Raw genomic sequence first — 12,680 nt, forward strand, 5'->3', positions numbered from 1 at the left:
TCAGTTCCCCAGCCGGATGCCGAGCGAAGCGCCGGACGTGCTGTCGAAGAAATGGGCCTGGGCCGGATCGATGCGGGCGAACACCTGGGTGCCTACCTTGTCGACATAGCCAGAGGTGGTGCGGGCGCGCAGGGTTCGTTCGCCGAACTTGAGGTCGACGATATCGAAGCCACCGAACGGCTGGATGATGTGAGCTTCGGCCGGCCGGTAGCCTGGCTTCTGGTCGCGACTGACCAGCACGCCTTCGGGGCGCACGCCGAGCGACAGGTCGGCCACGGCCTTCTTCTGCTCGAGCATGCCGAGCAGTTCGCGGGGCAGACCGAAGCTCGCCCCATCAAGCGCGATCTGCGCCTCGCCGTCGGCCTCGCTGACTCGGGTCGCGGCGATGTTCATCACCGGCGAACCGATGAACTGGGCGACGAACAGGTTGGCCGGATAGAGGTAGACCTCGGTCGGCGTGCCGACCTGCTGCAGCACGCCGTCGTTCATCACCACGATGCGGTCGGCGAGCGACATGGCTTCGACCTGGTCGTGGGTGACATAGATCGAGGTCGAGCCGTTTTCGTAGTGCAGGCGCTTGAGCTCGACGCGCATGGTCTCGCGGAGCTTGGCATCGAGCGAGCCGATCGGTTCGTCGAGCAGCAGCGCCTTGGGGCGCCGCACCAGGGCGCGGCCGATGGCGACGCGCTGCATGTCGCCGCCGGAAAGGGCGGACGGGCGGGCGTTGAGCAGGTGGGTGATGCCGAGCGATTTGGCGACCGAACGCACGGTCTGGTCTACTTCGGCCTTTGCGGTGCCGACAGCACGAAGCGGGAAGGCGAGGTTCTCGTAGACGGTGAAATGGGGATAGAGCGCGTAGTTCTGGAAGACGAAGGCGATGTCGCGATCGGCGGCCCGCAGGTCCTGGATCGGCTTGCCGTCGAGGAGGATCTCGCCGGAGCCAATGTCCTCGAGGCCGGCGATGGCGCGCAGCGTCGTGGTCTTGCCGCAACCGGAAGGGCCAAGAAAGACGACGAACTCGCGATCCTTCACCGTCAGGTTGACGTCCTTGATGACGTGGACGGGGCCGAAGTGCTTCTGGACGTGCCTGAGCTCGATCTCAGCCATGGGGGCCTCCGTGGGCCGGGTCAGCCTCGTCGATCAGCTTCTTTTCGGGCGGCGGAATGTGGACGGAGAAGTTGAAGCCGATGAGGCCTACCAACATGACCAGCACGCTCCACTGGTGCAGCACCTCCACCCAGGGCTGGCAGAGCAACAGGATGCCGACGACCATGAAGGTCATAGAGCCGGGGTTGAGGATCTTCTGGTTGAAGTCGCGGATGTTCACTTGCGGATCGCCCCGAAGCTCATGCCACGCAGCAGGTGATTGCGGAGCAGGAAGGTGAAAATGGCGACCGGGAGCAGGAAGAGCACGGTGCCGGCGGCGATGACCGTCCAGTCCTGCAAGCCCGTGCCGATCTGACTCGGAATGAACGGCGGCGCCGTCTGGGCCCGTCGGTTGGTGAGGATCAGGGCGAAGGCGTACTCGTTCCACGCAGTGATGAAGCAGAACACGGCGGTGGCCGCGATGCCGGTCGCGGCTTCGGGCAGCACGATCTTGAAGAAGGCCTGCATGCGCGTGTAGCCGTCGACCAGCGCCGCTTCCTCGTACTCCCTGGGTATCTCGTCGATGAACCCTTTCATCAGCCAGACCGCGAACGACACGTTGAACGCGGTGTAGAGCAATATGAGCCCCAGATGCGTGTCGTTGAGCCCGACGGCGCGGTACATGAGGAACATTGGGATGGCGACGACGATCGGCGGCAGCATGCGCGTCGAAAGGATGAAGAACAGCAGGTCCGCCTCGCCCTTCACGCGGAAGCGCGAGAAGCCGTAGGCGGTGATGGTGCCCATCGAGACCGCGAGGAGTGTCGAGGTGATGGCGATGATCAGCGAATTGACGAAGCGGTCGGGATAGGCCGAGTAGACCACGTCGCCTTGGCCGTTGCGCGACAACCGCTCGCCGCCGGCGAGCACGAGCTGCTCCCACCAGGGGGCGGCGTCAAAGGTAGCCTGGTCCACCGGTGCGGTGAGCTGGGCGCGCTTGACGAACAGCTTCACGAACGGGGTCACCTGCGGCTCGAACACGATCGTGGGCGGCACCGTGGTCGAAAGCAGCAGCGGCTTGAAGGCCGTCGAGGTGATCCAGTAGATCGGCGACAGAAAGATCAGCGTGATGACGATCACCGCCGCGATCGCGAGGCGGTTGCCGATGCGTCCGGCGCGCGTTGATACGACAGCCATCTCAGCGCTCCTTGGCCTTGTTCAGGTACTTGACGTAGATGTTGGTGATGCACAGCACCATGATCAGGATGATGTAGGCCAGCGCCGAGGACGGCCCCGTCTGCCACTGCTGGAACGCCATCTTGTAGAGGCGCGAGGAGATCAGCTCCGCCGCCGGCTGGCCGGTCATCACGAAGGCAATGTCGAAGGTCTTGAAGGCTTCCATGGTCCGGAAGATCACCGCGATCAGCAGGATCGGCGCGACCAGAGGCAGGGTGATGCGGAAGAAGGTGTAGAACCGGCCGGCGCGATCGATCGAGGCGGCCTCGTACAGGTGCTTGGGCACGGCGCTGAGACCGGCGAGCGAGAGCAGCATCACGAAAGGCGACCACATCCAGATGTCGGTGATCGCGACCGCATAGAGCGCGAGGTTGGGGTCGGTGAGCCAGGCCACCTTGCCCAGGCCGAGGACGTAATTGAGGATGCCCCACGAGGGGTCGTAGATGAGCTTCCAGAACAGGCCGACCACGACCGGCGACAGCATCATCGGCAAGAGCAGCAGCGTCGTGATGAGGCCCTTGAAAGGGATGGGGCGATTGAGCAGCAGCGCCAGTCCGAAGCCGACGATGAACTGGCCCGTGACCGAGACGATGACGTACCACAGGGTCGTTGTGAAGGTCCGCCAGATGACCGGATCGGCGAGCACGTCGGCATAGTTCTTGAAGCCGACGAAATTGGCTGCGGCTTTGCTCGACGCCTTGAAGTCGGTGAAAGAGAACCCGAGCGAATAGAGCAGCGGGAAGACATTGAAGACGATCAGGAACCCCACCGTCGGGATGATGAACAGGTTCCGAATGGTGATGTCGCTCCATCCGCGCGTCGCCGCGCGCGTCTTTGGATCGAGCGTTGTCATCAACTTATCCAAGGCCAGAGTCCCCCGCTTGAGAATCCGGGGAGGCGGGCAAGCGCCGCCTCCCCGGACGTTTCGTCACCCGTCACTCGGCCGCGTAGCCGGCCGACTTGAGCGTATCGACCCAGGTGGCCGCCAGCTTGTCGAGGGTCTCCTTGGCCGTGCCCTTTCCGTCCACCACATAGGGGTAGAAGGTGTCGGCGGCCTCGGTGAGGAGTTCGGCATATTCAGGCAGCGCCCAGAAGTCGCGGACTTTGAACATGGTCTGGTAGAACGCTTCGTTGTACGGCGTGGCGTTGCGGAACTCGGGGCTCTCGAGCAGCTTGGCATCGCAGGTGTAGCCACCGAGCTCGGCCCAGCGCTTCTGGGTCTCGGGCAAGATGAACCACTCGAGGAACTTCTTCGCCTCATCCTGATTCTGGCTGTAGCTCACGATCGAGATGCCCTGCCCGCCCAAAGCCGCGAAGTCATCGCCGTTCGGCCCCTTGGGGTTCGCGAAGAAGCCGGTCGACTTGGCATAGGGATTGGTGGCCTCGTTGATCAACGAGGGGAAGAAGGCGAAGTAGTTCATCGCCATCGCCGCCTGCCCTTGGGCAAACGCGGTGTTGGTTTCGACGAAGAACGCGTTGCCCCAGCCCGGCGGGTTGTAGGTGAAGAGCTTGCGATAGTCCTCGAGCGCCTTCACCGACTTCTCGGAATTGAGCTCGCCAGTCACCTTGTAGGTGGCATAGTCGCCGAACGAGCCGCCATAGGCAAAGACCGAGTTCTCGACGCCCATGACGATGGCGTCGCCCGCGTTCATCGTGTAGATCGCGGCTCCGTACATATTCTTGTCGGGACGCGTGAAGAATTCGGCGATATCGAGCAGCTGCTGCCAGGTCTGCGGCACGGCAAGGTCGTAGCCGTACTTCGCCTTGAAAGCCGCCATCTCGTCCGGATTTTCGAACCAATCCTTCCGATAGGCCCAGCCGAGAGCATCACCCTCGAGCGGAACCGCCCAGTATTTGCCCGAGCCACCCGGATATTCCGAGTAGTACTTCATGGTTGCCGGAGCCATTGCCGTGGTCAGGTTGTGCTGAGCGACAAAGTCCGTCAGGTCGACATAGTGCCCCTGCGTCGAGCCGGCACCCAGCCACTGGCTGTCGCCGACCACGAGGTCATAGGCCGAGCCCTGGGCGTTGAACTCGGTGAAGGCCTTGGTCTGGAAGTCCGGCCACGGAACGGTTTCCACGGTGACCTTCGCACCCGGGTACTCATTGACGAGTTCCTGCAGGTAATTGGCCGGATCCCATTCCGCCCAAAGAATAGTCAGTTCCTGCGCGAGCACAGACGTGCTCGACGCAAGCATCAGGCCGAGACCGGCCAGCATGCCTTTCCCTAGAACGCGCATATGGTCCTCCCTCTAGCGCTCGTGGACCGGTTGCGAGACCGGTCCGCGCCCCTCCTCAGTGCCGGGGGCATTCAGCAGCGAACCGGCAAAGCTCTCCCAAGCCCGAAATAGCCGGTCGTTTTGGTCGCGACGTCGGAATGTTTCCGGTGTGCCGGCCTGCCTCTCCCAAGGCATCCGGCTGCGGCGCCCCTCAGCGCCCGTCGCACTTGATCCTCCCTCCGATCGTCGTGCTGGCAGTAGTGTGTCTATGTTTTGCCAGTGACGTCAAGCTAACATGCTAGCATTTTCTCCAGTCGAAACTCAGATTGGGAAAATTGTTTCTCCCTGACAGATCAAGCACCTGCCTCGGCAACTGCAGCGCGCACCAGCGCCGAGGCGGCCCAGCCAGCAACGTCCCGCATCTCAGCCATCTCAAGCCCCCACAAGTCTTTGAGAACAATAAGGACTTCGAGGCCGTAGACCAACGACAGGGCCTTGGCCAGACGCTGGAACTTGGCTTCAGGCAGTTTATTCTTGAGTGGCGCTATCGCCATTTGCAGCAGATCGACGCGATGACCGCGCTTGAACGGCGGTTCAGCGCCAAATGTACCAGCCCGGCGCTGGGCCCACTGCTCGAGCGACAGCTTCAGCGCCGCCTTGAAGGTGGCCTCGAACTCGGCAACGCGCGGCATGGTTAGCGTCAGCAATTGCTGCACCCGCGCCTCCGGATCGGCACTATCACTGCGCCAATCGAGGATGGGCCCGAGGGCTTCGTCGACCACGGCGTGGACCAGTGCGGCCTGGCTCGGAAAGTAGCGATAGGCCGTGGCGCGCGAAACCGCCGCCGCTTCGGCGACGTCGCTGACCGACGGCGTCTCGCCGCGCTGCATGAGTGCGATGGCGGTCTGCAACATCAGTTTCCGCGTGCGGGCCCTGGCGCCGCGCGGCTCGATCGGTTGCAGATCCTCGGTATCTGAGACGTCCATATCGAAATGATACGCACATCTCAAAACTCTTTGCAATGAGGCCCGGGGTCTGCAATGACTGGGGCAATGGCGCCGGCAATGCGGACGGGAGGAGACGTCTGCAATTGCACAAAGAGCGCCGGAGGGAGCGCCGATGAAGCGCATCTACGTGGTCGGCACGGCCGACACGAAGGGAGAGGAACTCGCCTTTCTCGCCGAGCGTATTCGTGCGCTCGGCGGCGATCCGCTTGTCGTCGACGTTGGCATTCGCACGCCGACCATTCCGCCCGAGATCGCGGCGGCTGAGGTGGCAACTTTCGGGGCTCCGGGACTGCTGGAGGTCACCGACCGAGGGGTTGCTGTGGCGGGGATGGCAGAGGCCTTTGCCAACTTCATCATAACACGTGATGATGTAGCGGGGATCGTTGGGATCGGCGGCGGTGGCGGCACGTCGATCATCACGGCCGGGATGCGTAAGCTGCGGATCGGTTTGCCGAAAATCATGGTATCGACATTGGCGTCGGGTGAGGTGTCGCCCTATGTCGGGGTCAGCGACATCATGATGATGCCCTCGATTACCGACCTCGCCGGGCTCAATCGGATATCACGCGTTATATTGTCGAATGCCGCGCAGGCGATCGCCGGCATGAGCGCGAGCGAGGAGCCAGTTCCACCGGCCACCAAGCGGGCCGTGGGGTTCACTATGTTCGGGGTGACGACACCGGCGGTTACGCAGATCGTCGAGCTGATGGCGGGGGCCATTGAGCCGCTGGTGTTCCACGCGACCGGCACGGGTGGCAAGACGATGGAAATGCTGGTCGATTCCGGGCTGATCACTGCCGTCATCGACATCACCACCACCGAAGTCGCGGATTACCTGATCGGCGGGGTGCTGCCGGCTGGGCCGGAGCGGCTCGATGCTATCGCGCGGACCCGGGTGCCCTATGTCGGCTCGGTCGGCGCGTGCGACATGGTCAATTTCTGGGCGCCGTCCACAGTGCCCGAGCGCTTCTCCGCCCGGCTGTTCTATTCGCACAACGACAATGTCACCCTGATGCGCACGACGGCGGATGAATGCCGGGCGATCGGGGAATGGATCGGTGGCAAGCTCAATGCCTGCGAGGGACAGGTGCGGTTCCTGCTGCCGCTGCGAGGGCTGTCGGCGATCGACACCGAGGGCGGACCGTTCCGCGATGCCGAGGCGGACGCCGAACTGTTCAACGCCGTCCAGCGCACGGTGCAGTGGAACGGCAACCGGCGCCTCATCACTCTCGACTGCCATATCAACGACCCCGAATTCGCGGCGGCTGCCGTCGCCGCTTACACCGAAATCGCAGCATAGGAGCCCACATGGCAGCGATTGCCCGCGCCGAAATCCTGAGGAAATTCCATGACATGGTGACGCGCGGCGTGCCCATTGTCGGCGGCGGAGCCGGCACCGGCATTTCGGCCAAGGCCGAAGAAGCCGGGGGCATCGACCTCATCATCATCTACAATTCGGGGCGCTATCGCATGGCCGGGCGGGGCTCGGCGGCGGGGCTGCTCGCCTATGGCAATGCCAACGAGATCGTCAAGGACATGGCACGCGAAGTGCTGCCGGTGGTGAAGCGCACACCGGTACTGGCCGGCGTCAATGGCACCGACCCGTTCGTGCTGATGCCGCAGTTCCTCGCCGAACTCAAAGCCATGGGTTTCTCGGGGGTGCAGAACTTCCCCACCATCGGGCTGTTCGATGGGGTGATGCGGGTCAGCTTCGAGGAGACAGGCATGGGCTACGGGCTCGAGGTCGACATGATCGCCGAGGCGCGAAAACTCGATCTGCTGACAACACCCTATGTGTTCAACCCGGATGAAGCCAAAGCCATGGCCGGCGTCGGGGCCGATATCATCGTGGCGCACATGGGGGTGACGACCGGCGGCGCCATCGGGGCCACGGCGGCAAAGTCGCTGGACACGTGCTGTGCCGAGATCGAAGCGATCGCAACGGCGGCGAAGGCGGTGAAGCCGGATGTGATCGTCCTCTGCCATGGCGGGCCGATCGCCATGCCGGAGGATGCGAAATTCGTGCTCGACCGGGTCAAGGGCTGCCACGGGTTCTACGGCGCGAGCTCGATGGAGCGGCTGCCGGTGGAGGTGGCGATCAAGCACCAGGTCGAGGGGTTCAAGGGGTTGAGGACGGGGGATAACTGACATGGCCGAGAACAACTTCGTCTATCCGCGCGATGTCAGCGCGTTCGGGTTCGATTGGGGACGGCTGGCGCTGACGGTGGCGCCGGAGGTGAATGGGGCGCAGCGATTCTCGGGCGGCGTGGTGGATCTGCCGCCGGGTCAGGGGCATAGCCGGCACAACCATCCGGGGGCCGAGGAGATCATCTTCGTCATCGCCGGCGAGGGTGAGCAGATGGTGGAGACGCCCGAGGGCGTGCCGGTGACGCAGAAGGTCGGGCCGGGGTGCACCGTGTTCGTTCCGGAAAGCCGGTTTCATTCAACGCTCAACACCGGCGACAAGCCGATGCAGCTGTTCGTCGTCTATTCGCCGGCCGGCCCGGAACTGGTCTTGCGCGACCTGCCGGATTTCCGCCTTATCCCGAAAGGCCAGTAGCGGTTTCCACTTCCAAGTAACGCTGCAAGGATTTACCCTTGGACAGAGGGCGATCGTTCCGCCTAGGACGCGGATATGGAACAGGTTTTGTCGCGCCGTCTCGTGGCAGTGCTGTGCGCTGATGTTGCGGGATACAGCGCGCTGGTAAGCATTGACGAAGCCGGGACCGTCGCAGCCCTCAAGGGCCACCAGGTCGCCGTGATCCAGCTGTTGCAAAAGCACGGCGGGCGCGTCGTCGATTTGGCCGGCGACGGACTTGTCGCGGAGTTCGGTTCCATTGTCTCCGCCGTCGAGGCCGGGCTCGCCATGCAGGCGATGATGGTCGAGCGCAATGCCGACACGCCCCCGGCCCGGCGCCTCGTGTTCCGCATCGGCATCAACCAGGGCGATGTGGTGCATGACGACGCGCACATCTATGGCGACGGCATCAACATCGCGGCGCGGTTGCAGCAGATCGCCGATCCGGGCGGCATCTATATTTCGGGCAAGGTGTTCGAGGAGGTGCGCGACCGGATGAAGGTCGGCTTCCTCGACATGGGTGAGCGCGACCTCAAGAACATTCCCCGCCCGGTGCGCGTCTACGAAGTGCTGGCGGAAGGCGCCGAAGCGCCCAAGGGCCGCGAGTTCGGGCCGGTGACGCCGCGCCGGCCGTCGGTCGCGGTGCTGCCGTTCGACAATATGAGCGGGGACAGCGAAGAGGAGTACTTCGCCGACGGGGTGGTCGAAGACATCATCACCGCGCTCAGCCGGTTCAAGGATTTCGCCGTCATCGCCCGCAATTCGAGCTTCGTTTACAAGGGCCGCGCGGTCGACGTTCGCCAGGTGGCGAAGGAACTGGGGGTGCGCTACCTGCTCGAGGGTAGCGTGCGGCGGGCTCGCGAGCGCTTGCGCATCACGGCGCAGCTGATCGACGCGACCACCGGCGCGCACCTCTGGGCCGACAGGTTCGACGGCACGCTCGAAGACGTGTTCGACTTCCAGGACCGGATCACCGCCACGGTCGCCTCGCTGGTCGAGCCCACCATCCGCTGGGCCGAGATCGAGCGTTCGCGCCGCGAGCGGCCGGACAGCGTCGAGGCCTACGACCTCTATCTCCGCGCCCTCCCCATGCACCTGGCGCAGACCGAAGCGTCCAATGCCGATGCCATCCGGCTGCTGCTGCGCGCCATCGGGCTCGAGCCGAATAATCCGAGCTATCTCGTCTATGCCGGCAACGCCATGCTGCACCGGGCGGCGCAGGGCTGGCCGGCGATCGGGGTGGACGACTACCAGCGCGGCATCGAGCTGGTCGAGAAGGCGCTCGCCAACGCCCGCGATGACGCGGTGATCCTCAGCCTTTGCTCGATGATGCTGATCCACAACCTCAAGGACTACGACCTGGGCCTAGAGCTCAGTCGCAGGGCGGTGAAGCTCAATCCGAACAATCTCGACGTGATGATCTTTGCCGGCATCGCGCAGTTGCACCTCGGTAGCCTCGACGACGCCATCGCCTATAGCGAGCATGCGATCCGGCTCAGCCCCTCGCTGGATGGCGCGCACTGGCCGATGACGGCGATTGCGCATGCGCACATGATCCGCGGCGAATACGAGGAGGCGCTGACCTGGGCCAAGCGCAGCCTCACGGCCAATTCGAGCTTTGTCTGCACCTACTGGATGCTGGCGGCAGCCAATGCGCATCTGGGCCGCATGGACGAGGCCAAGCGCTATCTCGCGACGCTGAAGAAGCTGTCGCCGGGCGTCACGGCCAAGCTGATCTGGGATGGCCAGCCGCAGCGCGATCCGACGCGATTGGTGGCGGTGCTCGATGGGCTGAAGCTGGCGGGGCTGGCGGAGGCGTAGGCGACTATTGCCTTCGCAGGGATGACATCTGTGGGTGGGACACCTTCGAGGCCGACCCGCAAGAACCTTCACCGTCCTGTCACATTAGCTTCACATCGGCAGGGCACCCCTCGCGGCCAGAAAACAGGGACGCGCACGATGAACGACGACAACCGGAACCCCGCTGAAGTCGAACGGATCAAGCAGGCGATCGCCGACGATTTCGACGAAGAGCTGGAAATGCAGATGGAGGACGACCGTCTCGACGAGATGGTCGCCGACGGCATGGAAGGGCCGGGCACCGATACGCTCGACCGAAAGGTGTATTTCCGCGAGTTGTTCCGCCTGCAGCACGAGCTGGTGAAGCTGCAGGACTGGGTCGCCTACAAGAAGCTTAAAATGGTCGTGCTGTTCGAGGGTCGCGACTCCGCTGGCAAGGGCGGCGCGATCAAGCGCGTGACGCAGCGGCTCAATCCGCGCGTGGCGCGCGTCGTGGCGCTGCCGGCGCCGACCGAACGCGAGCGGCACCAGTGGTATTTCCAGCGCTACGTGCCGCACCTGCCGACGGCGGGCGAAATGGTGATGTTCGATCGAAGCTGGTACAACCGCGCCGGCGTCGAGCGGGTGATGGGGTTCTGCACCAAGGACGAGCTCGAGGAGTTCTTCCGCACCGTGCCCGAGTTCGAGCGCATGCTGGTCCGCTCCGGCATCATCCTCGTCAAATACTGGTTCTCGATCACCGACGAGGAGCAGGAATTCCGGTTCAAGATGCGCCTACATGATCCGCTGAAGCAGTGGAAGCTCAGCCCCATGGACCTCGAAAGCCGGGTGCACTGGGAAGACTATACCCGCGCCAAGGAAGAGATGTTCGACCGCACCCATACCGAGGAAGCGCCGTGGTGGGTGGTGCAGGCGGTGGACAAGAAGCGCGCGCGGCTCAACATGATCGCGCACCTGCTTTCACAGGTGGAGTATGGCGATGTGCCCAAGCAGGACGTCGAGCTGCCGCCGCGCGTGCGGCACCCGGACTATGTGCGGCACGCGGTGAGCCCGGAGTTGTATGTGCCGGAGGTTTATTGAGGGGTTGGCTCCTTCTTGATCCTCCCCCGCTGCGTAGGGGGGATGAGGAGGCACCACTGCCCACCGCACATCCCCGCCATGCGCACTCCGCCATGTGAGCTTCACGTAACCCGTGCAAATGTCGCGTCGGGGGACTGCACATGGAAAATTACGATCTCATTGTCATCGGCTCGGGGCCGGCGGGTCGGCGGGCTGCGATCCAGGCGGCCAAGATCGGTCGAAGCGTGCTGGTGGTGGAGAACCGGCTGCGCGTCGGCGGGGTGTCGGTGCATACCGGCACGATTCCATCGAAGACCTTGCGCGAGACGGTGCTGAACCTTTCGGGCTGGCGTGAGCGCGGCTTCTACGGGCTCGCCTATCGCGTGAAAAAAGACATCGAGGGCAAGGATCTCGGCGCGCGGCTGCGGATGACGCTCGATCACGAGATCGACGTCCTGGAGCACCAGTTCGCCCGCAATGGCGTGCGCACGGTGGCCGGCAAGGCACGGTTCGTCGATCCGCACACCATCGCGGTGAAGAACGGCGGCGACAGCGAGTACAGCTTCGGCTTTGCGAATGCGGTGATCGCGGTGGGCACGGCGCCCTATCGGCCCAGGCACATCCCGTTCAACGAGACGAGCGTGTTCGACAGCGACAATGTTGCCTCGGATCCGCGTGTGCCCAAGAGCCTGACCGTGGTCGGCGCGGGCGTGATCGGGCTCGAATACGCGACGATCTTTTCAGCGATGGACGTGCCGGTGACGCTGGTCGAACCGCGCGAGCAGTTCCTCGAGTTCATCGATCGCGAGATCATCGAGGAGTTCGTGCACGAGCTCAGGAAGCGCGGCATGCAGCTGCGGCTCGGGGTCAAGGTCGAGACGGTGGAGATCGACAACCAGGGCTGGACGGTGTCGACGCTGAGCGACGGGCGGAAGATCCGCACCGAAATGCTGCTCTACGCGGCCGGCCGGGTTGGCGCGACCGCCGGGCTAGGGCTCGAGACCTGCGGGCTCGAGGCGGACGACCGCGGCCGGCTCAAGGTGGACGCCAAGACGTTCCAGACCACGGTGCCGCATATCTATGCGGCGGGCGACGTGATCGGCTTTCCCTCGCTGGCTTCGACGTCGATGGAACAGGGACGGATTGCCGCCTGCCACGCTTTCGGCGCGCCGATGCCCCCTGCCCCCGAGTATTTCCCTTACGGCATCTATGCCGTGCCGGAGATCTCGACCGTGGGCCTCACCGAGGCCGAAGTGAAGGCCAAGAACATTCCCTACGAGTGCGGCATCGCCCGGTTCCGCGAGACGTCGCGCGGCCACATCATGGGACTGCAGGGCGGGATGATGAAGCTGATCTTCTCGCTGAAGACCCGGCGACTGCTGGGGGCGCACATTATCGGCGAGGGTGCGACGGAACTGGTCCACATCGGCCAGGCGGTGCTCAATCTGAAGGGTACGGTCGACTACTTCGTCGAGAACGCGTTCAACTATCCGACGCTGGCCGAGGCGTACAAGATCGCAGCGCTCGATGCGTTCAACCGCATGCCGGGGCGGGATGTGGGCGGGGCCAGCGCAATCAACTGAGCGTGGGGCGCCCCAAGCACACCGGGCCACTGTCGATCCCACCCCTTCCCCGTTCGACCATTTCCGTAAACACCACGGAGATGGACGATGCTGGATCCCTCGGTCGAAATCT

General features: G+C 63.9%; 12 protein-coding genes. 6 read left to right on the forward strand and 6 right to left on the reverse strand.

What is annotated here, in order from left to right; all coding sequences use genetic code 11:
- The 6 genes from ACOYW5_RS10180 to ACOYW5_RS10205 all read right to left on the reverse strand — a co-directional run bounded on the left by ACOYW5_RS10180 (position 1) and on the right by ACOYW5_RS10205 (position 5,527).
- Entirely contained in the window at positions 1–1,107 is a 1,107-nt protein-coding gene (locus ACOYW5_RS10180) for an ABC transporter ATP-binding protein (RefSeq protein WP_423069139.1), read from the reverse strand.
- Positions 1,100–1,327, reverse strand: a complete 228-nt coding sequence (locus tag ACOYW5_RS10185; protein ID WP_423069140.1) for a hypothetical protein — start codon at positions 1,325–1,327, stop codon at positions 1,100–1,102. The genes ACOYW5_RS10180 and ACOYW5_RS10185 overlap by 8 nt, the downstream gene beginning before the upstream one ends.
- Positions 1,324–2,283: a carbohydrate ABC transporter permease gene (locus ACOYW5_RS10190; protein WP_423069141.1), complete on the reverse strand. Its 960-nt coding sequence runs from the start codon at positions 2,281–2,283 to the stop codon at positions 1,324–1,326. Before ACOYW5_RS10190 ends, ACOYW5_RS10185 begins: the two co-directional genes overlap by 4 nt.
- Before the next feature lies 1 nt (position 2,284).
- Positions 2,285–3,175 carry a carbohydrate ABC transporter permease gene (locus tag ACOYW5_RS10195; RefSeq protein WP_423069142.1) on the reverse strand — a complete coding sequence of 297 codons (891 nt, stop codon included), beginning with the start codon at positions 3,173–3,175 and terminating at the stop codon, positions 2,285–2,287.
- An 82-nt stretch (positions 3,176–3,257) separates the two neighbouring features.
- Positions 3,258–4,562 (reverse strand): ABC transporter substrate-binding protein, encoded by a 1,305-nt coding sequence (locus tag ACOYW5_RS10200; protein WP_423069143.1) that lies wholly within the window; start codon positions 4,560–4,562, stop codon positions 3,258–3,260.
- Positions 4,563–4,894: 332 nt separating this feature from the next.
- The gene (locus tag ACOYW5_RS10205; RefSeq protein ID WP_423069144.1) at positions 4,895–5,527 is read right to left on the reverse strand and encodes a TetR/AcrR family transcriptional regulator; all 633 of its coding nucleotides are present in this window, start codon (positions 5,525–5,527) and stop codon (positions 4,895–4,897) included.
- A gap of 133 nt (positions 5,528–5,660) precedes the next feature.
- Here ACOYW5_RS10205 and ACOYW5_RS10210 point away from each other — a divergent pair, with 133 nt between their 5' ends.
- The 6 genes from ACOYW5_RS10210 (at position 5,661) to sthA (ending at position 12,568) form a co-directional block, all read left to right on the forward strand.
- Positions 5,661–6,848 (forward strand): Tm-1-like ATP-binding domain-containing protein, encoded by a 1,188-nt coding sequence (locus ACOYW5_RS10210; protein WP_423069145.1) that lies wholly within the window; start codon positions 5,661–5,663, stop codon positions 6,846–6,848.
- A gap of 8 nt (positions 6,849–6,856) precedes the next feature.
- A complete protein-coding gene (locus ACOYW5_RS10215) occupies positions 6,857–7,696 on the forward strand; it encodes a phosphoenolpyruvate hydrolase family protein (RefSeq protein ID WP_423069146.1) in 840 nt (279 codons plus the stop codon).
- A gap of 1 nt (position 7,697) precedes the next feature.
- Complete coding sequence (locus ACOYW5_RS10220) at positions 7,698–8,108, forward strand: cupin domain-containing protein (RefSeq protein WP_423069147.1); 411 nt, start codon at positions 7,698–7,700, stop codon at positions 8,106–8,108.
- Positions 8,109–8,183: 75 nt separating this feature from the next.
- The gene (locus tag ACOYW5_RS10225) at positions 8,184–9,947 is read left to right on the forward strand and encodes an adenylate/guanylate cyclase domain-containing protein (protein ID WP_423069148.1); all 1,764 of its coding nucleotides are present in this window, start codon (positions 8,184–8,186) and stop codon (positions 9,945–9,947) included.
- A 138-nt stretch (positions 9,948–10,085) separates the two neighbouring features.
- Positions 10,086–11,006, forward strand: a complete 921-nt coding sequence (ppk2, locus tag ACOYW5_RS10230) for a polyphosphate kinase 2 (protein ID WP_423069149.1) — start codon at positions 10,086–10,088, stop codon at positions 11,004–11,006.
- Between the two features lie 140 nt (positions 11,007–11,146).
- Positions 11,147–12,568, forward strand: a complete 1,422-nt coding sequence (gene sthA / locus ACOYW5_RS10235) for a Si-specific NAD(P)(+) transhydrogenase (protein ID WP_423069150.1) — start codon at positions 11,147–11,149, stop codon at positions 12,566–12,568.
- Positions 12,569–12,680 lie beyond the last annotated feature (112 nt).

Origin of the sequence: Devosia sp. CN2-171 (assembly GCF_049354815.1) — a bacterium.
Lineage (GTDB): Bacteria > Pseudomonadota > Alphaproteobacteria > Rhizobiales > Devosiaceae > Devosia_A.